Origin of the sequence: Achromobacter seleniivolatilans (assembly GCF_030864005.1) — a bacterium.
In the GTDB taxonomy this organism is placed as follows: Bacteria; Pseudomonadota; Gammaproteobacteria; order Burkholderiales; family Burkholderiaceae_B; genus Achromobacter; species Achromobacter seleniivolatilans.
This window is the reverse complement of the sequence record NZ_CP132976.1, coordinates 3975111-4000166: the sequence shown is the minus strand read 5'-3', so window position 1 is coordinate 4000166 and position 25056 is coordinate 3975111. Positions and strand designations below refer to the sequence as shown.

General features: G+C 62.0%; 21 protein-coding genes and 1 tRNA gene. 15 read left to right on the top strand and 7 right to left on the bottom strand.

Annotated features, from left to right (window positions below; genetic code table 11):
• Positions 1-34: 34 nt before the first annotated feature.
• From RAS12_RS18010 to RAS12_RS17995, 4 genes are all read left to right on the top strand, one after another.
• Entirely contained in the window at positions 35-1729 is a 1695-nt protein-coding gene (locus tag RAS12_RS18010; protein ID WP_306937707.1) for a thiamine pyrophosphate-binding protein, read from the top strand.
• A 146-nt stretch (positions 1730-1875) separates the two neighbouring features.
• Positions 1876-2655 carry an SDR family oxidoreductase gene (locus tag RAS12_RS18005; protein WP_306937706.1) on the top strand — a complete coding sequence of 260 codons (780 nt, stop codon included), beginning with the start codon at positions 1876-1878 and terminating at the stop codon, positions 2653-2655.
• 80 nt (positions 2656-2735) lie between these two features.
• Positions 2736-3194, top strand: a complete 459-nt coding sequence (locus RAS12_RS18000) for an Lrp/AsnC family transcriptional regulator (RefSeq protein ID WP_025136643.1) — start codon at positions 2736-2738, stop codon at positions 3192-3194.
• A 158-nt stretch (positions 3195-3352) separates the two neighbouring features.
• On the top strand, positions 3353-3964 hold the full coding sequence (locus RAS12_RS17995) for a gamma-glutamylcyclotransferase (protein ID WP_371321206.1): 612 nt from the start codon (positions 3353-3355) through the stop codon (positions 3962-3964).
• Positions 3965-3979: 15 nt separating this feature from the next.
• On the opposite strand, the gene pagP is transcribed toward RAS12_RS17995, so the two are convergent.
• The 4 genes from pagP to RAS12_RS17975 form a co-directional block, all read right to left on the bottom strand.
• A complete protein-coding gene (pagP, locus tag RAS12_RS17990; RefSeq protein ID WP_306937699.1) occupies positions 3980-4534 on the bottom strand; it encodes a lipid IV(A) palmitoyltransferase PagP in 555 nt (184 codons plus the stop codon).
• 139 nt (positions 4535-4673) lie between these two features.
• The gene (gene mgtE / locus RAS12_RS17985; protein WP_306937697.1) at positions 4674-6146 is read right to left on the bottom strand and encodes a magnesium transporter; all 1473 of its coding nucleotides are present in this window, start codon (positions 6144-6146) and stop codon (positions 4674-4676) included.
• A gap of 10 nt (positions 6147-6156) precedes the next feature.
• The gene (locus RAS12_RS17980; protein ID WP_306937695.1) at positions 6157-6567 is read right to left on the bottom strand and encodes an acyl-CoA thioesterase; all 411 of its coding nucleotides are present in this window, start codon (positions 6565-6567) and stop codon (positions 6157-6159) included.
• Positions 6568-6673: 106 nt separating this feature from the next.
• Positions 6674-7774, bottom strand: a complete 1101-nt coding sequence (locus tag RAS12_RS17975; RefSeq protein WP_306937694.1) for a YeiH family protein — start codon at positions 7772-7774, stop codon at positions 6674-6676.
• 115 nt (positions 7775-7889) lie between these two features.
• Here RAS12_RS17975 and RAS12_RS17970 point away from each other — a divergent pair, with 115 nt between their 5' ends.
• Positions 7890-8786 carry a LysR family transcriptional regulator gene (locus tag RAS12_RS17970; RefSeq protein WP_306937692.1) on the top strand — a complete coding sequence of 299 codons (897 nt, stop codon included), beginning with the start codon at positions 7890-7892 and terminating at the stop codon, positions 8784-8786.
• Positions 8787-8810: 24 nt separating this feature from the next.
• Here the strand turns inward: RAS12_RS17970 and RAS12_RS17965 are convergent, their stop codons facing one another.
• A complete protein-coding gene (locus RAS12_RS17965; RefSeq protein ID WP_306937691.1) occupies positions 8811-10007 on the bottom strand; it encodes a M20 aminoacylase family protein in 1197 nt (398 codons plus the stop codon).
• 75 nt (positions 10008-10082) lie between these two features.
• Between RAS12_RS17965 and RAS12_RS17960 the strand changes: the two genes are divergently transcribed.
• Complete coding sequence (locus tag RAS12_RS17960) at positions 10083-11786, top strand: AMP-binding protein (RefSeq protein ID WP_306937690.1); 1704 nt, start codon at positions 10083-10085, stop codon at positions 11784-11786.
• Between the two features lie 23 nt (positions 11787-11809).
• Here the strand turns inward: RAS12_RS17960 and RAS12_RS17955 are convergent, their stop codons facing one another.
• Positions 11810-12685: an inositol monophosphatase family protein gene (locus RAS12_RS17955; RefSeq protein WP_306937689.1), complete on the bottom strand. Its 876-nt coding sequence runs from the start codon at positions 12683-12685 to the stop codon at positions 11810-11812.
• A 143-nt stretch (positions 12686-12828) separates the two neighbouring features.
• On the opposite strand from RAS12_RS17955, the gene mnmC reads away from it, so the two are divergent.
• Positions 12829-14700 carry a bifunctional tRNA (5-methylaminomethyl-2-thiouridine)(34)-methyltransferase MnmC2/FAD-dependent 5-carboxymethylaminomethyl-2-thiouridine(34) oxidoreductase MnmC1 gene (gene mnmC / locus RAS12_RS17950; RefSeq protein ID WP_306937688.1) on the top strand — a complete coding sequence of 624 codons (1872 nt, stop codon included), beginning with the start codon at positions 12829-12831 and terminating at the stop codon, positions 14698-14700.
• Between the two features lie 122 nt (positions 14701-14822).
• On the opposite strand, the gene RAS12_RS17945 is transcribed toward mnmC, so the two are convergent.
• Entirely contained in the window at positions 14823-15074 is a 252-nt protein-coding gene (locus RAS12_RS17945; RefSeq protein ID WP_306951730.1) for a hypothetical protein, read from the bottom strand.
• Between RAS12_RS17945 and RAS12_RS17940 the strand changes: the two genes are divergently transcribed.
• The 8 genes from RAS12_RS17940 (at position 14970) to RAS12_RS17905 (ending at position 25038) form a co-directional block, all read left to right on the top strand.
• Positions 14970-17195, top strand: a complete 2226-nt coding sequence (locus RAS12_RS17940; protein ID WP_306937686.1) for a glycoside hydrolase family 31 protein — start codon at positions 14970-14972, stop codon at positions 17193-17195. The two genes, RAS12_RS17945 and RAS12_RS17940, sit on opposite strands and share 105 nt — an antisense overlap.
• A 226-nt stretch (positions 17196-17421) precedes the next feature.
• Positions 17422-18510 carry a methionine ABC transporter ATP-binding protein gene (locus RAS12_RS17935; RefSeq protein ID WP_306937684.1) on the top strand — a complete coding sequence of 363 codons (1089 nt, stop codon included), beginning with the start codon at positions 17422-17424 and terminating at the stop codon, positions 18508-18510.
• On the top strand, positions 18467-19120 hold the full coding sequence (locus RAS12_RS17930; RefSeq protein ID WP_306937682.1) for a methionine ABC transporter permease: 654 nt from the start codon (positions 18467-18469) through the stop codon (positions 19118-19120). Before RAS12_RS17935 ends, RAS12_RS17930 begins: the two co-directional genes overlap by 44 nt.
• A gap of 56 nt (positions 19121-19176) precedes the next feature.
• A complete protein-coding gene (locus RAS12_RS17925) occupies positions 19177-19974 on the top strand; it encodes a MetQ/NlpA family ABC transporter substrate-binding protein (protein ID WP_306937680.1) in 798 nt (265 codons plus the stop codon).
• A 134-nt stretch (positions 19975-20108) separates the two neighbouring features.
• Positions 20109-20184, top strand: a tRNA-Lys gene (locus RAS12_RS17920).
• A 201-nt stretch (positions 20185-20385) separates the two neighbouring features.
• The gene (locus RAS12_RS17915) at positions 20386-20844 is read left to right on the top strand and encodes a hypothetical protein (protein ID WP_306937678.1); all 459 of its coding nucleotides are present in this window, start codon (positions 20386-20388) and stop codon (positions 20842-20844) included.
• Between the two features lie 172 nt (positions 20845-21016).
• Positions 21017-21679, top strand: a complete 663-nt coding sequence (locus tag RAS12_RS17910) for a response regulator (RefSeq protein ID WP_306937676.1) — start codon at positions 21017-21019, stop codon at positions 21677-21679.
• Positions 21679-25038, top strand: a complete 3360-nt coding sequence (locus RAS12_RS17905) for an ATP-binding protein (RefSeq protein WP_306937674.1) — start codon at positions 21679-21681, stop codon at positions 25036-25038. The genes RAS12_RS17910 and RAS12_RS17905 overlap by 1 nt, the downstream gene beginning before the upstream one ends.
• Positions 25039-25056: the final 18 nt, after the last annotated feature.

The window sequence follows — 25056 nt, the reverse complement described above, 5'->3', positions numbered from 1 at the left end:
GCCCGGCTCTGCACACGAAACGCGTGGAGATGACATGGAAAACCTGAACGGCGCCGAAGCGATGGTGCGGATGCTGCAACACAACGGCGTCAAACATATTTTTGGTTTGTGCGGCGATACCAGCTTGCCGTTTTACGACGCGCTGTACCGCTTGGATCACGGCATGCAGCACGTGCTGACCCGCGATGAACGCAGCGCGGGATATATGGCGGATGCCTATGCTCGCGTGACGGGCAAGGTGGGCGTGTGCGAAGGCCCCAGCGGCGGTGGCGCAACGTATCTGCTGCCTGGCCTGGTTGAGGCCAATGAGTCCTCGATTCCCGTACTGGGCATCACGTCGGATGTGGCGGTCGGTTCACGCGGAAAGTACCCGCTGACTGAACTCGACCAAGAAGCGCTGTACCGCCCGTTGACGAAATGGAACCGCACGATTGACCGCGCGGATCAGATTCCCGGCATGGTGCGGGCAGCATTCCGCGCCATGACAACCGGCAAGCCCGGTTCGGCGCATCTGTGCTTTCCGTATGACGTGATGAAGCAGCAAGTGGATGCGTCCGACATCTGGGCGCAGCCGGAACATGGCCGTTTTCCGGCGATGCGTTTTGCGCCTGATCCCGCTGACGTGGCACGTGCCGCGCAACGTTTGATTGGCGCGCGTTCGCCCGTGATTATTTGCGGCGGCGGCGTAGTTATCGCGGGCGCCAGCGGCGCCTTGCAAGAATTGGCCGAATCGCTGAAGGCGGCGGTGTGCGTGACGGTCAGCGGGCAGGGCAGTCTTGCCGACACGCATCCGTTGAACGCGGGTGTCGTGGGTTCCAACGGCGGCGTGATGGCAACGCGGGATGTGGTCGCTGCGGCCGACGTGGTGCTGTTCGTGGGTTGCCGCGCGGGTTCTACGTCGACCGAACACTGGCGTTTCCCGAACCGCGATGTGCCGATCCTGCACATTGACATCGACCCCATGGTGATCGGCGCCAACTACCTGACCGAAGTGGGCATGGCGGGCGATGCCAAGCTTGCGCTTGAGGCGCTGGGCGCCGAAGTGCAGGCGCGTTTGGCTCACCGGAACAGCGATGCGGTGGACGGGGCAATCCTGGCCAGCCGCGCCAAGGCCGCGCGCCTGGCACAGCTGGAGCCGCTGGCCAACAGTCTGGACTCCCCGATTCGCCCCGAGCGTGTCGTGCAGTCCCTGAACCGCCTGTTGCCCGATGATGCGATCGTGTGCGCCGATCCGGGCACGCCGTGCCCGTACTTCTCGGCTTACTACGACGTGTCGCGTCCGGGCCGCCACTTCATTACCAACCGTGCTCATGGCGCGCTGGGCTTTTCGATGTCGGCCGCGTTGGGCGCCTGGGTCGGCCGCCCGCAGTCCAAGTGCGTGTCGGTGATGGGCGACGGCAGCTTTGGCTTTACCGTGGGCGAGCTGGAAACCATCGTGCGGCACAAAGCGCCGCTCCTGTTGATTGTGTTTTCCAATTCGGTCTACGGCTGGATCAAGGCCAGCCAGAAGGCCGGTTACGACCAGCGCTATTACAGCGTGGACTTCAACCGCACCGACCATGCCCGCATTGCTGAAGCGTATGGCGTGAAGGCGTGGCGAGTGGAAGACCCGTCCAAGCTGGATGCCGCCATCAAGGCCGCCATGGAACACGACGGCCCGGCGTTGATCGATGTGGTGTCCCAACCCTTGCAGGACGCTGCGGCGCCGGTCAGCCAGTGGATGGGCTGATCTGCTGAAGCGCTGGGAATGAAAGGGGGCATGGATTAGAAAAAATCCATGCCCTTCGGCTGTCTGCGCTCCTATACTGACTCGCTTTGGCATGGCAGGCGGCTAGAAGACGCTGCCGTGCGCAGCACCCAACGGGAGATTCAGACATGGATTTGGGGATCAGCGGCAAGAAGGCATTGGTGTTTGGCGGCAGCCGCGGCATGGGCCGGGCGTGCGCCCTGCAATTGGCGCGTGAAGGGGTGGCCGTGACTATCGCCGCCCGCAATCCGCAGACACTGGAGCAGGCCGCGGCCGAGATCTCCCGTGAAACCGGCGTCGGGGTGGGTTGGGTATCCGCAGATTTGACGCAGGAGGCTGGCCGTGACGCGGCAATTGCCGCCTGCCCGCATCCCGATATCCTGATCAATAATGCCGATGGCCCCATGCCGGGCGACTTCAGGGATTGGTCGCGCGAGGACTGGATTGCGTCGCTGGACTCCATGATGCTGGGTCCGATCGATATGATCCGCCGGGTGGTGGACGGCATGATCGAGCGGCGCTTTGGCCGCATCGTGAATATTGTGTCGCGCAGCGTGAAAGCGCCGCACGCGGAGCTGGGGCTGTCCAACGGCGCGCGTTCCGGGCTGATCGGGTTTGTGGGCGGTCTGGCGCGCCAGACCGTGCGTCACAACGTCACCATCAACAATCTGCTGCCGGGGGCGTTCGCGACCGATGCGCAGGTGCGTCACATTCAAGGCATGCTGGAAACCAGCGGCAAGAGCTTTGAGCAACTGTGGGACGAGCGCGGCCGAGCCAATCCGGCGGGACGGTATGGCCAGCCCGAAGAGATGGGGGCCTTGTGCGCCTATATCTGCTCGGCACATTCTGGCTATATGACCGCGCAGAATATTCTGATCGACGGCGGTGGATACCCCGGCACGTATTAAGCGGGATGCCTGCACCGGCCTTGGCTGGGCGCGGGCGGAACGAACGGACAAGACTGAGGCCGACCGACTTGAGGAAATCCATGGACCAGACGGACATCAAGATACTGGCGTTGCTGCAAAAGGATGCCACCTGTTCGGTCGCCGAAATCGCGGAACAGGTCAACCTGTCTGTCACGCCGTGCTGGCGCCGCATCCAGAAGTTGAAAGACGACGGCGTCATCGCGCGCAATGCCATCCTGCTGGACCCGCGTGCGCTGGGGCTGAATCTGACCGTCTTTGTGTCTATCAAGACCAGCCAGCACAACGAAAAGTGGACGCAGAGCCTGATCAATGCGGTGATGGCGCTGCCCAATGTGGTGGAGTTTCACCGCATGGCGGGCGATATCGACTACCTGTTGAAGGTCGTGGTCGAAGACATGGCAGCCTATGACCGCTTCTACCGTCGCCTGATCGCTGCGGTGGATCTGCTGGACGTCAGCGCCAGCTTCTCGATGGAAGTCATTAAAAGCACGACGGAACTGCCGCTGGACGCTGTGTAGCCACCAGCGCGCAAATTTTTTCCTGGTACTGGGGCCGCTGCGGATGCAAATTTCTTTCTATGCGTTGCAAGAGCCCAATCTCGCAAATCTTTTGCGCGGCCGAGGGCGTAGGATATCGCTCATTCCTGCTATGGAATGACGGGATATCAGAGGACCCTATGTCGTTGGCAGTACCCGCCGGCTGCGCCGGTATGGCAAATAAGCGGCACGCGCTGTCGGTGGACGATCTTCTGGCCGGATGGAACGGCGTCGACGATTTGTGGGTGTTCGCCTACGGTTCCCTGATCTGGCATCCCGGTTTCGCGTGGCGCGAGCGCCGTCTGGCGACGGTACGCGGTTATCACCGCTCCTTGTGCCTGTGGTCGCATGACCACCGTGGTTCTCCCGATAATCCCGGCCTGGTGTTTGGGCTGGACCGCGGCGGCTGCTGCCGCGGCGTCGCGTTTCAAATCGCGGCCAGCGATGTGCCGGGCGTGTTTCAGGCGCTGTGGCGCCGCGAAATGGTCACCGGCGCCTATACCCCCCGTTGGCTGACCTGCCATACCGAGGCATCGCCCGTACGTGGACTGGTGTTTTTGCTGAACCGGGCCTGCAACGAATATGCGGCGGATATCAGCGACGATCGCCTGCTGGCGTCCGTGCGCAATGCCGTGGGGCATTCGGGCCCTTGCCTGGACTACGTGGTGGAAACTGAGCGCGCGCTGCGTGCGCACGGCATCGACGACTGCCGTCTGGGCGATCTGGTCCGTAAGTTGGCGCAGGCGTTTTAGCGCCTGCGCGGCGGGTCAGAACTGCCAGCGGCCAAATACGAAGAGCACGTTGCCCGCGCCGCTTGAGCCGGGAATGTAGGTCGCGTAAAGCATGGAATTCTTATAGCCCGCGCCTACCAGCGGCAGGATGCCGGGAAAAGGGACGTAGCTCATGATGTCGTGCCGCGCTGTCAAAAAGGCCGTGTAACCCGCGCCCAAGCGAAAGTTGTCGCTGACCTTACCCATTTTCAGGAAGCCGTATCCGGCGATGGGTTGCACCTTGCTGTGCGAGTCCAGGAACGCCATGGCGTACAGGCCCTGCCAGTCGCCATCTTCGTCATAGATACTGCGGCCATAGCCTGCTCCCCACGCCAGCTCGTTAAAGCTGTCGATCTTTTCTTTGCTGTACATGGCGCGGTTGTGCCAGGCATAACCCGTCATGTAGAGGTCGTGGCCGCCTTCGGTCCAGATCTGGTCCAGGCGATTGCAGGCCGACTGCGCCCAAGAGGGCATGTTGTCACAGGCTTGCGCGGTGACGGTGAACGTCGAGAGCAGCAGGCAGAGCAGCGCTGCCCGGAGTTTGGCGGTCATTGCAGGAACTAAAGGAAAGAAGATGACAATTCCATTACTGTAATGGAACGATCACTGCTTTCCCTGTCGGCTTGCTGTCAACCGCGCGCGTCCCCAGGGACGCGCCGGTGAAAAACGATTTCAGGCTGTTGCGGCGGGGCTACAGCAGGAAAAACGTCGCCAAACCCAGGAAGATGAAGAAACCCAGGGAGTCCGTGGCGAATGTCAGCAGCACCGAAGACCCCATCGCTGGGTCCTTGCCGAAGCGGGCGCGCACCATCGGCACCAGCACGCCGACGCTTGCGCCGACCAGCATATTGCAGATCATGGCGGCCATCATGACCAGCGCGATCGACAGCGAGTGCGAAATTACCCAGGCGAACAGTGCGGCGACCAGGCTGCCGCACAAGCCCACCAGCAACGTTACGAGCAGTTCGCGCTTGACCAGCTGCCACAGGTTGCGCCCCGTGATCCGGCCCATGGCCAGCGCCCGGATGATCAGCGTCATCGTCTGATTGCCCGAGTTGCCGCCGATGCCGGCCACGATCGACATCAGGAAGGCCAGGATCACGATGTGACTGACCGTGCCTTCAAATTGCGACGCCACGAAGGAAGCCGTGGCGGCGGTACAGAGGTTCAGGAGCAGCCAGGGGGCGCGGTTGCGCAAGGCGGTAGAGACAGGAGCGAAGATGTCTTCTTCTTGCAGACCGGCTCGCGACAGCGCCTGTTCCTGCGAGTCTTCGCGCATCACGTCCACCACTTCGGCAATCGTGACGCGGCCAATCAGGCGGCCCTGATCGTCCATGACGGGGGCGGACACCAAGTCGTAGCGTTCGAAAGCGCCTGCGGCATCGGCATCGGAATCCAGCGGGTTCAGCGCCAGAAAGTCCGAGTTCATGACGGCACGCACTTCGGTTTCGGGCTCGCTGACCAGCAGACGCGACAGCGGCAGAATGCCTTGCAGCTTGTCTTGGCGGTCAACGACGAAAATCTGGTCGGTATGGTCGGGCAGTTCGTGCAGGCGGCGCAAATAGCGCAGCACCACTTCCAGGGTTACGTCTTCGCGCACCCGGACCATTTCGAAGTCCATGATCGCGCCCACGCTGTCTTCCGGATAGCCCATGGCTTCCAGCAGTTGTGCGCGTTCTTCTTCGGTCAGGCCTTTCTGCACTTCCGCCACCACGTCGGGCGGCAGGTCGGGCGCCAGGTCGGCCAGCTCGTCGGCGTCCATGCTGCCGGTGGCGGCAACCAGGTCCTGACGGTCCATCGCTTCGATCAGCGATTCGCGGACCCAATCTTCAACTTCCAGCAGGACGTCCGCGTCGTGCTCGGGGCTGACCAGCTTCCAGATCGTCTGGCGTTCATCCTTGGGCAGCGATTCCAGGATGAAGGCGATATCTGCCGGGTGCAGGCCATCCAGCAAGGTCTTGAGTTCAGCCTCGTGCTGGCGGTGCACCAGATCTTCAACCAGCGTGGCCTTGGCGTCGCCTTCTTCTTGGCGATGCACCAGGTCGGCTACCAATTGCTGACGGCGCAGGCGCTCCTGCACTTCAGCCAGGGCGGTCTGGGCATCTTCCGGGTCGAGGCGGCGGGGCGTCGCGGGCGGTTTCTGCGCGGCGGCGGACTGCGTCATGCGTTACGGCTCAAAGAATGGGGAGAGGGCGGCTGCGCCGCGCTTCGTCTGTCGCGACGTAGGTAAGCGTGGCCTCGGTAACCTTGACGACTTCGGCGTCCAAGCGTTGGCGTTCGGCGTAGACCTCGACCGAGACGGTGATCGACGTCTTGCCGGTTTTGACGATGGATGCGTAAAAGCTGAGAAGGTCGCCCACGAATACGGGCTCTTTGAACTGGAAGGCGTTGACCGCGATGGTGGCCACGCGGCCAGCGGCTCGGCGCGCGGCGGGAATGGAACCGGCGATATCTACCTGAGCCATGATCCAGCCGCCAAAAACGTCCCCGTGGATATTCGCATCCGCCGGCATCGGCATGACGCGCAACACCACGTCGCGATTGGCGGGCAAAGAGGTAAACGGGGTTTTGGTGCTGGAGGTCATGCGGCCGACTCCAATGCAAGGGAACCAGCCGATTATGCAGGAAAAATGCGGCCGCGGCGTACGCGGCAAAGGCCCGCCGCGAAGCTTTCTCGCGGCGGGCCGGTGATCAGGTCGCCAACTTGACGATGGCGTAGCCGCCAACCAACAGCCAGGCGTACAGGATCAGGCCCAGGGCCATGACGCGGGGGCCGGCTTTCTTGATCTGAGCGAAGCGGGTTTCGATACCGAGCGCGGTCATGGCCATGGTCAGCGCAAAGACGTCCAGGCGGCGGATGGCGGCAATGGCGTCGGCGGGGATGATGTTCAACGAGTTGATGATGGCCAGGACAAGAAAGCCCACCGCGAACCAGGGAATGGGCAGCTTGGCGCCCTTGGCCTCGCCGCCAGCCTGCTTGGCGGCGCTGCGCAGATACATGCCCAGCACCAGCAGAACCGGCACCAGCAGGGCGACACGGGTCATTTTGACGATGGTGGCGACTTCCGTAGTGGCGGGGTCGATGTTGCTCGCGGCGCCCACGACCTGCGCGACTTCATGGATGGTGCCCCCGATATAAATGCCCAGCGCCTGCGTGTCCAAGTTCAGCCAGCCGGCGTGATACAGGATGGGGTACAGGAACATGGACAGGGTGCCGAACAGCACCACCGTTGCTACGGCCACCGCGCTTTTGTGCGGAGCGGCCCGCAAGGTGGGTTCGAAGGCCAGCACGGCGGCGGCGCCGCAGATGGCGCTGCCTGCCGCCGTCAGCATGGCGGTGTCGCGGTCCAGGCCCAGCATGCGCTGGCCCACCACGGTGCCAATCAGCAACGTGCCCAGCACCACCGCTACCGATACGGCAAGCCCGGGCAAGCCGACGGCTGCAATCTGCTGGATGCTGATGTTCAGGCCGTAGAAGGCCACGGCAATGCGCAGCAGACGCCGCGCGGTGAAGTTGACGCCCACGCCCCAGTCGGCCGGCATGGTGCCGCGAAGAAAGTTGCCATAGAGCATGCCGCACACAATGCCGACCACCAGCGGGGAGAAGCCCATTTGACGGATGGCCGGCAGGTCGGCCAGTTGCATCACTGCTGCTGCCATCAAGCCGACGAACAGCACGCCGTTCAGCTTGTCGCGCCAGGGCGTGGCTGCGGCGGAGGTCGCGGCCGTTGCCGAGTGAGCGGCTGCCGGTGCAGCGGAGAGGGGCGCGGTGGTGCTGGTGGAGGTGCTCATGACTGGCCCTTTGGGCATATCTAAATAACTAGACGAAATATTAGTTCTGGGCTCGTTATTTGAAAAATCTTTAATTTGGATATGTAATATCAGAAATTCTGATAGTTACCCGCCAATGACGCCCGATCAGTTGCTTACCTTTGCCTGCGTAGCCGATACCGGCAACATCAGCCGGGCTGCAGAAGTGCTGCACTTGTCTCAGCCAGCCGTGTCGGGCCAGCTACGCATGCTGCAGGACTGGTTTGGCGAACCCTTGTACCGCCGCAGCGGCCACGGCATTGCGCTGACCGACGCTGGCGAGCGGCTGGCCGAACAGGCCCGTCAGTTGCGGCAGGTATACCGGCAGGCGCAGGCCGTGCGCGAATCCTGGCGGGGGCTGGAAACCGGTGCGTTGCGCCTGGGCGCCAGCACCACGCCAGCCAGCTACTTACTGCCCGGCCTGGTTGCTGATTTTCGCCACGCATTTCCTGCGGTCAGCCTGCATTTGTCGGACGGCAACACGCGCGAAATCGTGGAACGCCTGCCTGCGTTGGATCTGGCGTTCATTGAAGGCGATGTTCCATCTGGTCTGCCTGCCGATACGGCAGTTCATGCGTGGCGGCAAGATGAGGTGGTGGCGATTGTGCGCGCGGATCACGCCTTGGCAGGTAAGGGGGCGGTGACGCTGCGCGATCTGGCGGGATCGCCGCTGGTCATGCGCGAACCCGGTTCCGGTGTGCGCCGGCTGGTAGAGCGCGCATTCTCGGATGCGGGCTTGGCGCCGTCGGTCGGGCTGGAACTTGCAGGGGTAGAGGGGGTGAAGCAGGCCGTGCGCGCTGGGCTGGGGGTGGGTTTTGTGTCCGTCATGTCGATGCGGCACGAGGACGGGGCCTTGGCGGCGTTGCGCCTGTTGCCCAGGCCGTTGACGCGCACCTTGAGCATTCTGGTGCCCCATGCTGATGCGGCGGCCCGCGCCGCCGGCCGATTCCTGGCAATGTGCCTGGCAATCGGCGAGGCGGACGGCGGGGACTAGGCGTCTGGGGAAGACGCCCGGCTATCAGGCTTTGGCCAGACGCTTGAGCGCCAGTTGGACCCAATAGGTGCCGCCGAGCGGCAGCAGTTCATCATTGAAGTCGTAGCTGCCGTTGTGCAGCATGCAGGGGCCCAGACCATGGCCGCTGTCGCGGTGGTCGCCCGTGCCGTTGCCGATCCAGACGTAGCAGCCCGGCAGCTCTTGCAGCATGAAGGCGAAGTCTTCGGCGCCCATGGTGGGTTGCACGTTGTCGTTGACGTTGGCTTCGCCCACGATATCGCGCAGCACATCGGCACAGAACGCGGCTTCTTCAGCGTGATTGATGGTGGGCGGGTAGTTGCGCTGGAACGTGAATTCCACCTCGCAATCCATGGCTGCGCAGGTGTGGCGGGTGATCTCTTCCATACGGCGTTCGATCAGGTCCAGCACATCCAGCGTAAAGGTGCGCACGGTGCCGCGCAATTCTGCATGGTTAGGCACCACGTTGTCGGCGCTGCCAGCGTGAATCTGCGTAATGCTGAGTACTGCCGCATCCAGCGGATTGCGGTTGCGCGTGATGATGGTTTGCAGCGATTGCGCCAGTTGGACTGCCGCCATGACCGGATCGATGCCCAGGTTGGGCATGCCGGCGTGCGTGCCCTTGCCCTTCACGACAATCGAGAACTCGTTGCTCGACGCCATGATGGGTCCCGGCGTCAGGCCGAATTGGCCGGGCTTCATGCCGGGCCAATTGTGCATGCCGAACACGGCTTCCATGGGGAAACGCTTGAACAGGCCGTCGTCGATCATGCGCTTGGCGCCGCCGCCGCCTTCTTCGGCGGGCTGGAAAATCACGTAGACCGTGCCCGCGTAGTCGCGATGCTGCGACAGGTATTGCGCCGCGGCCAGCAGCATGGCGGTGTGGCCGTCGTGGCCGCAAGCATGCATCTTGCCTTGGTTCTGGCTGGCATGCGCAAAGGTGTTGACCTCTTGCATGGGCAGCGCGTCCATATCGGCGCGCAGGCCCACGGCGCGGTCGCCCGGCTGATTGCCGCGGATGATGCCGACCACGCCCGTGCCGCCAAGGCCGCGGTCAACTTCAATGCCCCATTCTTCAAGCTTGGCCGCCACGACATCGGCGGTGCGGAATTCTTCGAAAGCCAATTCAGGGTGCGCGTGGATGTCGCGCCGGATCTGGGAAATATCGTGATGCCAGGCGACGATGGGTTCGAGAAGTTTCATGGGAAGGTCAGGCGGAATTAGGGAACGCAACAAGGTTATCATCAATCAAAAATCTATTTAATGGAGACAACTACCATGACGCGTCCGTGGCTTGCCCATTACCCGCAGGGGGTTCCAGCCGAGATCTCCACCGAGGGTTATTCCTCGCTGGCCGACTTGCTGGACCGGGCCTGCAAGCAGTACGCATCGCGCATCGCCTGCACGGCCATGGGCAGCGACATCACCTATGCGCAATTGGATCAGCATGCGCGCGCATTTTCAGGCTGGCTGCAAAGCCTGGGCCTGCCCAAAGGCTCGCGCGTGGCGCTGATGATGCCGAACGTGCCGGCCTATTTGGTCGGCATGTTGGCCACGTTGCGCACGGGACTGGTCGTGGTGAACGTGAACCCGCTCTACACCGCAGACGAGCTTGAGCGCCAATTGCAGGACAGCGGCGCATCCGTCATTTTGATCCTGGAAAACTTCGCGCATACGTTGCAGAACGTGAAGAATCGCGGGCAGCTCAAACACATCGTGGTGACAGGGCCTGGCGATCTGCTGGGTGGCCTGAAAGCGCCGGTGGTCAACTTTGCCGCCCGCTACATCAAGAAAATTGTGCCTGCCTGGCAGATCGACGGCGCGCACACGTTGCCCGCCGTGCTGCGTGAGGGCGCGCGCCTGCCATTCAATCCGCCGTCATTGACGATGGACGATCTGGCGGTGCTGCAATACACCGGCGGCACCACCGGCGTGCCCAAGGGCGCGATGCTGTCGCACCGCAACCTGGCGGCCAACGTGTTGCAGACGGAAGCGGTGGCGCAACCCGTGGTGCACGATCTGGCGCAAACCCAGCTCACCATCATCAGCGCATTGCCGCTGTATCACGTGTTTGCGATGACGGTCTGCGGTCTGTATGGCCTGCATGCGGGCATGCGCAATGTGCTCATCATCAATCCGCGTGATCAGCCTTCCTTGATCAATGCGTGGCGCAAGGTGCCCATTAATTTGTTCCCTGGCGTCAATACGCTGTTTAACGCCCTGGCGCATAACGCGGATTTTGCCCGGTTGGATTTTTCCGCCTTGCGCTTGACCTTGGGCGGCGGCATGGCCGTGCAGCAGTCTGTGGCCGAACGTTGGCTGAAGATCACCGGCAGGCCGCTGATTGAAGGTTATGGCTTGTCCGAGACCTCGCCCGTGGCAACGGTGAACCCCACCGACGCCACGGCATATTCCGGGTCTATTGGTCTGCCGCTGCCGTCTACCGATGTGGCTATCTTGGATGACGCGGGGCACGAGGTGCCGCTGGGTGAGCGCGGCGAAGTGGGCATCCGGGGGCCGCAGGTTATGTTGGGATACTGGCAAAAGCCCGAGGAAACACGGCAGTCCATGACGGAAGACGGATACTTCCGCACGGGCGACATCGGCATCATGGACGACAAGGGCTACACACGCATCGTGGACCGCAAAAAGGACATGATTGCGGTGTCGGGCTTCAAGGTTTATCCGAACGAGGTCGAGGCCGTTGTGGCGCAGTTGCCCGGCGTGCTGGAATGCGCGGCAATTGGCGTGCCGGATGAACACTCCGGAGAAGCGGTCAAAGTGTTCGTTGTGAAAAGCGATCCGTCGCTGACCGAGGCCCAGGTGCAGGATTGGTGCCGGGAAAAGCTGACGGGCTATAAGCGCCCGCGCTTTGTGGAATTCCGTGAAGAACTGCCCAAGAGCAATGTGGGCAAGATTCTGCGCCGTGAATTGCGTCCCGACGCACCCGCTGCGGCGCCTGCTGCTGCGGCAAATGGGTAGCCGACGTCAGGAATAGGGCGGCCTCAGCCCGGTTTGTTGAGGTGCGGCGCGATCATGTCATGCAGGGCGCGTTCGATTGCGGGGTTGCCCGCCACGACGCGTCCGCCGATCGGCCAAGGGTCTTGCAGGTGCATGTCTGAACATGTGCCGCCTGCTTCCCGCAGGATTACCGTACCGGCAGCAACATCCCAGGGCGCCAGGCCCATTTCCCAGTAACCGTCGTAGCGGCCGCAGGCAGTCCATGCCAGATCCAGCGCGGCCGCGCCCATACGCCGTACACCGCGTGCGCGTTGGATGGCGTCATTCAACATGGGCATGTATTGCCCGGCAAACGAAAAATCGCGGAATGGAAAACCAGTGGCCAGCACAGAGTCTTCAATCGTTTGAGTGCGTGAGCACTTGATGCGCCGGCCGTTGAGAAACGCGCCGATTCCATATACCGCCGTAAACAGTTCTTCGCGGTTGGGGTCGTAGACCACGCCGACCACTGGGGTATCGACAGTCAGTGTTTCGGTGGCCGATACGGCGGTGCCCGCATGGGCGATCAAGGCGATCGACACCGCGTAATGCGGAATGTCGTGAAGAAAGTTGGTGGTGCCGTCCAGCGGATCGATATACCAGGTGGCGCTGCCTTGGGCCTTGCCGCCAGTTTCTTCTGCGACGATGCCGAACTTTGGCGTGCGCGTCTGCAGCTCCTGGATAATCACCGCTTCGGCTTCGCGATCCGCCTGGGATACGAGATCATTGCGCGCTTTGCGATCGATCACGAGATCCGCGCGGTGATGCGCGTAGGATTGCAGGATGGCTGCGCCACCATGAGCTGCGGTGACTGCCGCATCTAACGCGGCGCACAGGTCAATGGGCGGTGCCAGCGGGCGAGGCCGATCGTAGGTGTCCATAAAACCAGTGTAAGCCTATGTATGCGTCAATCCGGTGGCATGGCGGGGCAAACGCCTGCTGCGCGTGGCGCGCATCCAACGCCTTCGTGCTGAACGCCTGATAATTCACGCTCGTCTCAACGCTGATTGTTCCCCAGGATTTCATGTCCGTGTCTTACTCCCCTTTGACCCCTGCCGTGGCCGGTTTCGACGCTGACGGCAGGCTTTATAGCCCCGTATATAGCGATGTTTATCACTCGCCGGCGGGGGCATTGGGACAAATTGAACATGTCTTTCTACGGGGTAACGGCCTGCCCGAGCGGTGGCGCGGACATGACGTATTCACGGTTTGCGAGACGGGCTTTGGTCTTGGACTCAATTTTCTGGCGCTTTGGAAGGCCTGGCTGGATGACCCGCAGCGGCCTGCCTCGCTGCATATGGTGTCGGTAGAGGCGCATCCGTTCGAGCGCGACGATCTGGCGGCCTTGCTGGAGCGCCTGGCGCCGGAATCGTGGGCAGGTCAGACGCGGCAATTGCTAGCCCAATGGCCGCTGTTGCTGCCCGGCTTGCATCGCTTGGAATTTGAAGGTGGCGCTGTCACGCTCACGCTCGGGTTTGGCGATGCCCAAGTCCTGGCGCCGCGGTTGAGCGTAAGGGCCGATGCCTTTTTCCTGGATGGATTTGCTCCAGAGCGCAATCCGGCAATGTGGACCGTTCCCCTGCTGCGCGATCTTGCGAAACTTGCGGCGCCGGGCGCAACGCTTGCCACGTGGGCATGCTCAGGCGCGTTGCGCCAAGCTTTACAGGATGCGGGATTCGAGGTGCGCCGTGCGCCGGGATACGGCGGCAAGTGGCATATGACGGTGGGTACAGCCAGGGAGGCGGGCAGCGCGGCGGCTCCGCCTCGCGCCCGCGCCGGGCATGCTGTCGTGGTGGGCGCGGGTCTGGCGGGGGCGGGAATTGCGCAGGCGCTGGCCATGCGCGGTTGGCGCGTCACAGTGGTCGACGCAGGCCGTGCGGCGGGCGCGCCGGCGCATGCGGGCCATCTGGCTGCGGCGCTGACCCCGGTTGTGGCCCGGGACGACAATGCGCGGGCACGGTTGTCGCGAGCGGGCAGCCAGCGCGCATTGGCCCGTTGGCAAGGTTTGTCGGACGGGGCGGCGCCGCGTGTGTGCGGCACCGTTCAGGTGGAGCGCGATGCGGGCAAATCGGCCGCCTTGGCGGTTACGTTGGAAACGTTGGCGTTTCCGGCTGAATGGGTTCGCCAGGTAGACCGGGACGAAGCCAGCGCCTTGGCGGGTTTGCCTTTGGCGCGCGGCGGGGTGTTTTTTGCTCAAGGCATGCTGGTGCGGCCGAACCGTCTGATTGACGCTTTGCTGCGGACTGCCGGCGTGACTGCGCTGCCGGCAAAGGTTGCCCGGGTAGAGCAGGCGGGTCAGGGCTGGCGGGTACTGGATGAGCATGACGCCGAACTGGTGCAAGCCGATACCGTCGTGCTGGCCAATGCGGCCGGCGCGCATGGCTTGCTGGCCGCAAGTGGTCTGCTGGATGCCTTGCCGCGTGTGGCGCAGATGCATGCATTGGCGGGCGAAGTGACGTTGGTTCCGGCAAAGGCGCTGGCGGGCGGCCCGCGCTGCATTGTTGGCGGAGAGGGATACCTGCTGCCAGATGTGGGCGAGGGCTGCGTGGTTGGCAGCACCTATGTGCACGGCGCCACCGTAGCGAGCATTGGCGCTGAAGGGCAGCGCGTGACCCTGGACAAGGCGGCCGGGCTGTTAATGAGTGGTCACTTCCCTGCATTCGATGCTCTGGAGCCGGGCAGCCTGCCAGGATGGGCGGGCTGGCGGGCGGTGTTGCCGGGCCGCTTGCCCGCTGTGGGCGAATTGCCGCAGGCGAAAGGCCTGTGGCTGGCCATCGGTTATGCGTCGCGCGGGCTTTCCTGGTCCGCCCTGATGGGGGATTTGATCGGCGCGCGGCTGTGCGGCGAACCCGCTCCGCTTGAAACCGATCTGTCCAAACTTATTTCACCGCGATGAAAAAAATTAGGGCGGGTGTCTGGCCCTACGGCCAGGTGGCGTAGAATTGCGGTAATTGCCAGGATTTGGCGCCAAATAGGCCGCATTGGCCTCAAACTGGCGTTTCGGCAGCTCACTGGCATCTAGGCTTTTGAGCGCTTGCCGAGGGCTTTATGACCCCTTTTTTGGATGAGATTGGCGTCCAAAAGAGGGACCGAGTTTATTTCAAAGCTCAAATCCGTCAAAATAGCGTCTTTTGATGGTTTTTGGCTTAAGCCGGGGGATGCTCTGTGCCGCCCAAGTTCGACTTTGCCCATACTACCCAGCTCGATAATATTGAGCTGCTGACGTCCCGCCCCAGTCGCTTCGATTTCGACGCGGGCGATGGGTTGCACCTGGTAATCGAGGCGCATGCGCCTGGTGTTTTTCGTTTGCGCTGCGGCGCGGCGAACCACTTTACCGACGATAAGCCCGGCACGCGTGCGCGCGCCGTGGCCGAGATGCTGCTCGCGCGCCAAGAGGCCGTGGGCGAAGCTTCCATTGCCCCTCGCGAAGGAGGGGACGGCTGGCGAATCACTCAGGGCGACACCGCCCTGGAGATTCAATCCAACCCCGTGCGCGTGGCGATCTATCGCAACGACGAACGGGTGTTCGAGTCCGAGGTCTCTGCGCATACGCCTGCCTTTGGGCATAACGCGCTGGATCAGGATGACGACGCGGTCTGGACGGCAGGGTTCACCTTGCTGGCCGGCGAACGTGTCTTCGGCCTGGGCGAGACCCCGGGCGACCTGAATCGCCGCGAGGAATCGGTTGTTTCCGATGACCCCGAGCACCGCGCCTTGCCATTGGCTTGGAGCCCGCGAGGCTGGGGCGTCTACGTCAACACCATGCGCCGCATCGAACACTCCGTGGGCGTAGCCCCCGCAGATTCAGCCTATGTGCTGACTGTGGACGACGTGGTGCTGGATGTGTTCCTGTTCGCGGGCGAGCCTGCCGAAATCCTGAACCAATACACGGCACTGACCGGCCGCGCGGGCCAGCCCGTGTTGTGGGCGATGGGCGCGTGGCTGCAACAGGCGGCGGGCGAAATGCCCACGCAGACGGTGGCCCTGGTTGCCCGCATGCGCGAAAACCAGATTCCGGTGGACGCCGTGACGCTGGCGCAGCCGGCGGCGTGGGGTTTTCAGGCGGACAAGACGGTTTTTGAATGGGATGCCCAGCGCTTCCCGGATGCCAAGCAGATGTTGGCGCTCTTTCACAAGCACAACGTGCATGTCGCAGCCTCCGGTTTCCCCGGCGTGCTGAAGACCAGCCCGCTGTTCGAGGAACTGGAAGACCGCGGCTGGCTGCTGGCCAAGGACGATGGCTCGGCCCAGGTGTTCGACGGCAACGCCGCCACCTCGGGGCAGCCTTACGGCCTGCTGGATCTGACTTACCGCGACATCTATAACCTGTGGGTAGAGCGTCATCGCCAACTCGTTGACGACGGCCTGGATGCGCCTGCCTGCGACGCCCAGATCGCCATCCCTGATGGCGTGACGGCACGCAATGGCGAAACCGGCCCGGCGCTGCGCAGCATGTATCCGTTGCTGGTGCGCCGCGCGTTGTTTGACGCGGTTGCCGGCCTGAAGGTGCCGCCCGAAGGTGTTGTGCCCAGTTCCGATCTGTTCCCCGCCGCGCAACGTCTGCCGTGGCAGGTGGGGCCGCAAGCGGAAAACACCTGGGACGGTTTGCGCCACACCTTGCGTACCGCTTTGTCGATTGGCGCGAGCGGCTTGCCCGTTCAGGTCCACGGCATCGGTTCGGCTTCCCGCGATCGGTCCGGCATGACGTCCGAGCTGTACCTGCGCTGGCTGACGATAGGCGTGTTCTCGGCGAACTTCTCGTTCCAGGGCGTCGAAGGTCTGATGCCGTGGGATTTCGACGAAGACACGTTGGCCCAGTCCAAGACCTGGATGCAGTGGCGTTATCGCCTGGTGCCCTACGTGTTGGGCGCCATCGAAGATTCTGCGCGTACTGGTTTGCCGGTGCAGCGCTCCATGGCGCTGTCCTTCCCCAACGATGCGCATGCGCACGAATGGGACCTGCAATACCTGTTGGGCCCGGCCCTGCTGGTGGCGCCGGTGACGGAACCTGGCAAGCAGGTGCGTGTGTACCTGCCCAAGGGCGAAGCGTGGTGGGATCTGAATACAGGCCACCGTTACGAAGGCGGCACCACCTGGACGATCGACTGCGAACTGGGCCAGTTCCCGGTTTTCGGCCGTGAAGGGCATATGCTCTGTCTGGGACCCGCCGCGCAGCACACGGGTGAGTTCAACTCGGCTCGTATCCTGGACGAAGTCTGGATGTTCGGCATGCCGGTGCATAACCCGGTCGTCATGCGCAACAAGATCCGCGTGATGCAGATGCAGGGCTCCAGCTATATCAAGGGACTGGAAGGGCTGCGTATTTCGCCGTCCGAAGGTCTTGAGGTCAAGCGCCGGGGCGCGGAAGTTCGTATTTCTCGCGCTCGTTGACGCCTGCGTGGCCGCTTAGCCGGCCACCGTTAAAAAGGGCAGTCAGGAAGGCTTTCCTTCCTGACTGCCCTTTCCGCCTTCTGCCTGACACCAGATTGCAGGGAATGCTGTAGGCCCCATCGGGGACGCCGTAAGGCGATGATGGCGCTCTATATTACTTCTAGCTATTAAAAATGGAAAAAACGGTCGTTCTCTTTAGAAGAGAAAAGATACAAAATCGCTTGCCATGATTCACATCGAGAACCTATCCAAGACCTATGCCACGCCGCATGGACAATTCCAGGCGCTGCGAGGCATCAACCTGCATATCGAGCAGGGCGAGGTCTTTGGCATCATCGGCCCCAGCGGGGCCGGTAAAAGCACGCTGGTCCAGTGCATCAACTTGCTCGAACGCCCGAACGAAGGCTCTATCGCCATCGGCGGCCAACAGCTGACCGGCCTGAACGAGGCGCAACTGCGCGCCCAACGCCGCCGTATCGGCATGGTGTTCCAAGGCTTTAACCTGCTGTCGCGCCGCACCGTCTACGGCAACGTCGCGTTGCCGCTTGAGATTGCTGGCGTGGCCAAGGCCGAGATTCCGGCACGCGTCGAGCGCTTGCTGGCGCTGGTGGGCCTGGAGCATCTGCGCGACCGCTACCCGAGCCAGATCAGTGGCGGCCAGAAGCAGCGCGTGGGCATCGCCCGCGCCCTGGCCAACAACCCGGACGTGTTGCTCAGCGATGAAGCCACATCCGCGCTGGACCCGGAAACCACCCACACCATTCTGGCGTTGCTGCGCGATATCAATCGCAAGACGGGTGTGACGGTTGTCATGATCACGCACCAGATGGAAGTCGTGCGCGAAGTCTGCGACCGTGTTGCCGTGCTGTCGCAAGGCGAAGTGGTTGAAGTGGGCAGCACGCGTGAAGTGTTCGCGCAGCCGCGTCACGATGTGACGCGCGGCATGGTGTCGGCGGCTACGGCTTCTGACTTGACCGACGCCACGCTGGCCGCCGTCAAGCAGCGCATAGAAACGCTGGCTGCCGCCAAGCCGGGCCAGGCTGTTCGCCTGTTGCGCTTGTCGCTGACGGGCACCGATGCGTCGGGTTCGTTCCTGTCTGATCTGTCAAAGCAGTTTTCGCTGGATGTGGGCCTGGTGCAGGCCCGCGTTGAAGATATCCAAGGCGTGGCCGTGGGCACGCTGTTCGTGCTGGCCCAAGGCGCGCCCGCTGCGGTCAAGGACGCGATTGCCGCGTTGACCGCCCGTGACATTACCGTTGAAGAAATAGCTCATGAGTCCGCAACTGATCGATCTCCTTATTACGTCGCTGCTTGACACCCTGTTGATGGTGGGTGTGGCCAGCGCGATTGCGGTGCTCATCGGCATTCCTTTGGGCGTTACGCTTACCGTGACCGCTCGCGGCAATATGCTGGAAAACCAACCGGTCAATCACGTGCTGGGCGCGGTCATCAATGCGACCCGCTCGGTGCCGTTCGTGATTTTGATGGTTGCCATCATTCCGTTCACGCGCCTGGTGGCGCAGACGTCGATTGGCACCACTGCCGCCATGGTGCCGTTGTCGGTGGCCGCGATCCCGTTCATGGCCCGTATCGCCGAGAACGCCATGCGTGAAGTGGACCCAGGGTTGATCACCGCGGCGCGCGCCATGGGCGCATCGCCGATGCAGATCATCTTGAAGGTGCTGCTGCCCGAGGCCTTGCCCGGTCTCATCGCCGCGACCATCGTCACGGTTGTCAGCCTGATCGGTTATTCGGCCATGGCCGGCGCCATTGGCGGCGGCGGTCTGGGCGACCTGGCCATCCGCTACGGCTACCAGCGTTTCCAGTCAGACGTTATGGCCGCGGTCGTGATTGTGCTGATCGTATTGGTCCAGGCGATTCAAAGCCTTGGCGACCGCTTTGTGCGCCGCCTGTCGCATCGTTGATCGCTCCGGCGCTTTTTCATTCTTCTCTCTACATCCGTTATTCGGGATATCGCAACATGAGCATCAAGCTTTTGAAGTCCTTGGCCGCGTTCGCCCTGGGCGCCTCCGTTCTGGCCCAGCCCGCGCTGGCACAAGACAAGCCGTTGAAGGTTGGCGTTACCGCCGGCCCGCACGCCCAGATCTTTGATGTGGTGAAGGCTGAAGCCGCCAAGCAAGGCCTGAACATTCAGATCATCGAGTTCACCGACTATGTGCAGCCCAACGTGGCCTTGGCCGCTGGCGACCTGGACGTGAACAGCTACCAGCACCAGCCCTACCTGGACAACGCCAACGCCGATCGCGGCTACAAGCTGGTCAGCATCGCCAAGACGGTGATCTTCCCGATCGGCATCTACAGCAAGAAGATCAAGTCGCTGGCCGACCTGAAGGACGGCGCGCGTATCGCCTTGCCGAATGACCCGACCAACGGCGGCCGCGCCCTGTTGTTGTTGCAAGCCAACGGCTTGATCAAGCTGCGTCCGGAAGCCGGCCTGAAGGCCACGCCGATCGACGTCGTCGAGAACAAGAAGAAGCTGCGCTTCATCGAATTGGACGCCGCCCAACTGCCGCGTTCGCTGGATGACACCGACGCTTCGGCTATCAACACCAACTTCGCACTGGAAGCAGGCTTGAATCCCACCAAGGATGCCATCGCCCAGGAATCGCCGGATTCGCCGTACGCCAACGTGCTGGTTGTGCGCGAAAAGGATAAGGACCGTCCTGAGTACGCCAAGCTGATCAGCATTTATCACAGCCCGGCAGTCAAGCAGTTCATCGAGACCAAGTACAAGGGCGCCGTGGTGGCCGCCTGGTAAATCCAGGGTCATCCGACACCAGCAACGGCCGCCGCAAGCGGCCGTTTTTTTGCGCAGTCGGGGCGGCATGTCCCCCTTATGCGTATTTTTTTTGACAAAACTTTCTAAATCCGCCATAATTTCTGGCTTCGGTCGGGTTGATAGCTCAGTCGGTAGAGCAGCGGACTTTTAATCCGTTGGTCGCGAGTTCGAGTCTCGCTCAGCCCACCACCTAATACCGCAGTATCGAAATTAACGCCGCTATTACTAGCGGCGTTTTTCGTTTGGGCTCCGAGAGTTGGCCAGCGATTCCCGTTGGCAACCCATTTCCCGGAATATAGAAGTCCTTCTATATAGGCCACTTCGCTTAGCCAATAAATTGCTGGCATGCATCAACATGCCTCCGAGACAATATTCGCCAAGCCACACTGCGTGACCGCTTACCAACACCTCCCTATCGGGCTGTCCTTCGTGCGTCTGTGCGAGCGAATCTGTCATTTCGCACTCTGGATTTTGCCAATCTGCTTCCTGTTGTCCTTCGCAGTGCTCTTTCTCATCTGGCAGCAAGCAACCCTGGGCCTCTGGCTTGCTCCCATTGTCATATTCATCATGGCGGCCGCTACGATCGCGTTTATGGTCGCCAGCCTTGCTTGCCGCACGCCTGAAATCAACGCATGGCTTTCCACTCCGGAGTCCGCCTCCGTGGCGCCTGCCCCCTTTGCCGCGGCGCCGATCCGCTTTAAGCAAATGCCGACACGCACTTGCCGGGGATCATGCTGTGGCGGGAGCCAATTTTCGGTCGATTGCTTTCATCCGCACTGCGCTGGCGTGCCGGATACGGCGGCCGCGATCGATGCCGGCAGCGCGCCGGAAGTCGTAAGCGCCCATTGATTTGCTGCGTTGCGCAATTGCCATGTTTTGCCGAATTCCACTTTGGCATTGACTCATCTAGAATGAATTCCAATGTGGTGCTCCTGTCGGCGGAGGCAACCACCGAGCAAATGTGGGATGCCTGTGGCGGGTGTGTCCGGCATCGTTGTGTCCGACGGCGATCGGGGCAAATATGACGAACGTTCTTCATAAGCTGGAAGTCGTCGTTGCGGACGACCATCCCATCATCTTATCGGCGGTCGCGCATGCGCTTGGTGAGCTCGGCTTTGTCGTGCGAGCCACAGTGCGTTCAGGCGCTGAGCTGCTTGATGAGCTGGCCCGCAATGGGCCCTTTGGGCTGATCGTCACTGATTTCACGATGAAAGGCAAAGATGACGAAGTCGATGGCTTGCGTCTGATTGGCCGCCTGCAGCGCCTCTATCCCGATACGCCCATCGTCATTTTCACGATGCTCACAAACGGCGCTATCTTGAACCGGCTCTGCAGCCTTGGCGTGGCTGCGATCGTCAGCAAGGAAGAACCGCGCAACACCCTTGCGCAGGTCTGCCAGCGCGCGCTTGGCGCGAACCATGTTGTGCTCTCTCCAAAGATCGAGGCACGTCTGGCAGAAGAAGGAAGCACCACTAAAGACTTCAGTGCTATGACGCCGCTATCGCCGAGCGAGCTTGAAGTGGTACGTCTATTTGCGATGGGATTGTCGGTCACCGATATTTCGAAGCGTCTGAAGCGCGCGGTGACGACCATTGCAACGCAAAAGCGCATAGCTATGCGCAAGCTTCATGTCGAAACCAACGCGGATCTGATTCGCTATGCGGCCGATCACGGATTCTGCTGATGGAACGCCTGCTTCGGTCGTCGCCTTCGTCGCCGCTCAAGACACTGCATGCGCTCGAAGCAAGTCTCAAGCGCGAGCGCCGGGTGTTTTCGATGGTGATCGTGCTGCTCGTGTTTGCGGCGCTGTGTGCGGCGGGCTTCACGATAGTCAGCGTTGGCACGAACGCGTTGTTGCTGCAGATGCATCAGGTGCACCGCACGGAAAGTAAGAGCAATGAGCTGTTGCTGCGCCGCTTTAGCCTGCTGATGGGCGCGCGGATGTTGTTCGGCCTTCAGGAACGAGGTCTGCTGGTGCATGGCGCGACGCCATTATCGGAAGCGTGCAGCCCGACATTTGAGGGAGTTCCCGAGTCTCCTGATCTGCGCAGGCTATGCGACCGGGCTGTGCAACTTTTCACGCCATTTTCGGCCCGGGTGCCGATGATGTTCGTGCGCCTGGACGGCAAGGCGGCCTACAGCTACCAGATCGCCCCAGTTGCGCAACCGGGCAACGCGCCTGTGGAGCCGGCCTCGGCTCTGCGAGAGCTGACCAATGCCGCGCTCAAGAAGATTGCCGCGGACAAGGCGAATCTCCCCCCGCCCATCGACAATGATCTGCGTGCCGTCCATTGGTTCAGAGCGCCCGTGGCACTTGGATTCGCGCCGACGCTGGTACTCGGTGCACAGCTTGTCCAATTCAATGAGGAGCCTGACACCCTGATCATTACTGCGGTCGACGCTGGCGAACTTTTGCCTCCGGCCGCGATGGCAACCGACGCGCCGGTGCCGACGCTGCTCGGTCCGGATGGGCAGCGGCTAGCGGGTCCGTTGTCGGCCGAAGCCGTGCAGAATATCGAGAGAAACCTCACAAGCAGGGAAGAGGAGGTGTTTCATCAGGTCTCGGGCTTTGGCTGGGTGTCGACGCAAAATCCACTCGCTTTTGACTTCGGCCGCTACATGATTGCCATTCCGTGGCATCAATTCCTTGCCCTGATCCGTGTCCCGCTGCTGATCATCCTCTTCACGACATTTGCGCTGATTTCGCTGCTGTTCGCGATGGCGCGTTACTGGAATTACCGTTTCCTGACACGCACCTACGCACAAGCGCAGCGTGCGCTCGAAGGTGAATTGATCAATCATCTTCTTGTTCATGCCACGCCGGTCGGCCTGTGCGTGGTGCGCCAGCGCGACTTCGAAATGGTCGTCGCCAACCAGATCGCCCGCCGCATGTTCGGCCTGGGCGACCTGGCGACGAAGTTGCCCGATACGCTTTGCGAGGCGCTCGCGCCGCGCTTGTCGCCTGCGGATACGGTTACGGGCGCCGACGAGCCGCCCATCCACCAGTTCGTGTTCACCCTTGCATGTGTCGGCGGCGACAACATGCACCTTGAGATTACGTATGCTCCGGCGCAGATATATGGTGAGAGCGTGCTCTTTTGCGCGATCAATGACATATCTGAGCACTACGAAGCCGCGCAACTGTTGCGTGAGGCAAAGCGCACCAGCGACGAGGCCGCGCGCGAAAAGGTGCGCTTCTTCGCATCGATGAGCCACGAGATTCGCACGCCACTCTCGTCGCTGGTGGGCAATCTGGAGTTGGTTGCGCTGGGTCCGCTTGTGCCCGAGCAGGAGGCTCGCGTGCAAGCGATGCGGGCGTCCGCCACCAGTCTGCTGCAGATCGTCAATGACGTGCTCGATTTTTCCAAAATGGACGTCAGCCAAATGCGGCTGAGCGAGGAATGGTCATCGGTGACGGACTTGCTCAACCGCATTGTGCTTGCCCACGCGCCGCTGGCCGTGCGGCAGCGCTTGAGTTTCTACTTTGTCATGGACCGCGGGATTCCCGCACAGTTGAAGTTCGACGCCGTGCGTCTGGCGCAGATCGTTGAAAATCTGCTCTCCAATGCGTTCAAATTCACGGCATCCGGCAAGATCGTTGTGCGCGCGCTATGGGTCAATAGCGAGCTCAAGATCAGTGTTGCCGATTCCGGAGTCGGGATCGATGAAGATCTGCAACGGCGGCTGTTTCGTCCTTTCACGCAAGGGGATGACCAACGTCTGACGCGCTCCAGCGGCACCGGGCTGGGGCTGTCGATATGTGCGCGGCTATGTACTCTGATGCATGGCCGGATAGATCTCGAATCCACGCCGGGCGTCGGTACGCGGATCACGGTCACGCTGCCGCTGCAAGGCAGCGATGCCGGTCTGGCGAGTGATGGATGGACGTTGCCCGACTCACGTGTGGCGATTCTATGCCGAGCCATTGAGAACCAGGAGTGGCTCGCAAATTTGTTCGATGCCCAGAAAAATCCTCCGGCGTTGCTCGCCGCGGATTCGAAGGCGCAGCCGCAGGCGGGTGCGGACTTCCTGCTTGTCACGGACGAATATACGGCGCAAGAGGTGCTGACGCTGTGGGGGCCATGGCACAACGTCGTGTGGTTGCGCCAGGACGGACCGCTTGTGCCCGTGCTGCGCGAAACCGGCAGCGTCGAAGTCAGTATTTACAGCCTTGCCGGTATACGCGCTGCCACGCAGCTGCTGCGCGCTTTGCCCGGAACCACCACTGCAGGCGGGGCGGCCGCGCCTTCACCCAAAGACCGGCCGTCTGGCGGGCGCAATTACGGCAGCCTGACCGTGCTGATCGCAGAAGACAATCTTCTCAACCGCGGCTTATTGCGCGACCAATTGAGTACCTTGGGCGCGAAGGTGGTTGAAGCTGCGGATGGTAATCAGGCGCTTGCGAAACTTGACGCTATGCACGTTGATATCGTGCTTACGGATATCAACATGCCCGGGATGAGCGGCTACGAGCTGCTGGCGGCGGCTCGGCAGCGCGACCCCTCGCTACGGATCTACGCGGTAAGCGCGAATGTGCGCCCCGAGGACGTCACGCAGGGCCGGGAACATGGCTTCACAGACTATTTGAGCAAGCCGGTGGCGCTGGCAGCGCTCGCCCGCGTTCTTGATGATGCGGCAAACCCGGATCAAGCCCTGCGAGATGATCCGGATAATGCCGGTGCGACGGGGCCGGTTGCGAACTCACCAATGGCAGACGCGGTCGAGGATACCGGTCTGCCGCGTTTCCCGTTGCTGCCTGCGGCTTACACCAGCATCTTTGTCGAACAGGCTCATCGCGACATCGACACGCTTGACAGTGCAATCAAATCTTGTGACATCGAAGAGCTTGACCGGTGGGCGCACTGTGTCTCGGGCGCGCTGTGCGTGCTGGGGCCGTCGATGCTGCACGAAGGGTGCGAGGAACTCCGTGCGCTGATCGCAGATAGCAAACAGTGGAACAGCGACATAGAAGCGCTGGCGCGCGCATTGGGCCAGGAGTTTGAACAGATGCTGGAACTAGCAGAATCCCCCGGCGAGAAGTAGGGGGAAAGAGAGCGCCGT

Bases quoted from the DNA above. Each gene is read 5' to 3' on its own strand.
- RAS12_RS18005 (WP_306937706.1), top strand. From the start codon at position 1,876: ATGGATTTGGGGATCAGCGGCAAGAAGGCATTGGTGTTTGGCGGCAGC.
- RAS12_RS17960 (WP_306937690.1), top strand. From the start codon at position 10,083: ATGACGCGTCCGTGGCTTGCCCATTACCCGCAGGGGGTTCCAGCCGAG.
- RAS12_RS17995 (WP_371321206.1), top strand. From the start codon at position 3,353: ATGTCGTTGGCAGTACCCGCCGGCTGCGCCGGTATGGCAAATAAGCGG.
- RAS12_RS17965 (WP_306937691.1), bottom strand. From the start codon at position 10,007: ATGAAACTTCTCGAACCCATCGTCGCCTGGCATCACGATATTTCCCAG.
- RAS12_RS17930 (WP_306937682.1), top strand. From the start codon at position 18,467: ATGAGTCCGCAACTGATCGATCTCCTTATTACGTCGCTGCTTGACACC.
- RAS12_RS17910 (WP_306937676.1), top strand. From the start codon at position 21,017: ATGACGAACGTTCTTCATAAGCTGGAAGTCGTCGTTGCGGACGACCAT.
- RAS12_RS17970 (WP_306937692.1), top strand. From the start codon at position 7,890: ATGACGCCCGATCAGTTGCTTACCTTTGCCTGCGTAGCCGATACCGGC.
- RAS12_RS17905 (WP_306937674.1), top strand. From the start codon at position 21,679: ATGGAACGCCTGCTTCGGTCGTCGCCTTCGTCGCCGCTCAAGACACTG.
- RAS12_RS18010 (WP_306937707.1), top strand. From the start codon at position 35: ATGGAAAACCTGAACGGCGCCGAAGCGATGGTGCGGATGCTGCAACAC.
- RAS12_RS17935 (WP_306937684.1), top strand. From the start codon at position 17,422: ATGATTCACATCGAGAACCTATCCAAGACCTATGCCACGCCGCATGGA.
- RAS12_RS18000 (WP_025136643.1), top strand. From the start codon at position 2,736: ATGGACCAGACGGACATCAAGATACTGGCGTTGCTGCAAAAGGATGCC.
- RAS12_RS17975 (WP_306937694.1), bottom strand. From the start codon at position 7,774: ATGAGCACCTCCACCAGCACCACCGCGCCCCTCTCCGCTGCACCGGCA.
- pagP (WP_306937699.1), bottom strand. From the start codon at position 4,534: ATGACCGCCAAACTCCGGGCAGCGCTGCTCTGCCTGCTGCTCTCGACG.
- RAS12_RS17925 (WP_306937680.1), top strand. From the start codon at position 19,177: ATGAGCATCAAGCTTTTGAAGTCCTTGGCCGCGTTCGCCCTGGGCGCC.
- mnmC (WP_306937688.1), top strand. From the start codon at position 12,829: ATGTCCGTGTCTTACTCCCCTTTGACCCCTGCCGTGGCCGGTTTCGAC.
- RAS12_RS17955 (WP_306937689.1), bottom strand. From the start codon at position 12,685: ATGGACACCTACGATCGGCCTCGCCCGCTGGCACCGCCCATTGACCTG.
- RAS12_RS17980 (WP_306937695.1), bottom strand. From the start codon at position 6,567: ATGACCTCCAGCACCAAAACCCCGTTTACCTCTTTGCCCGCCAATCGC.
- mgtE (WP_306937697.1), bottom strand. From the start codon at position 6,146: ATGACGCAGTCCGCCGCCGCGCAGAAACCGCCCGCGACGCCCCGCCGC.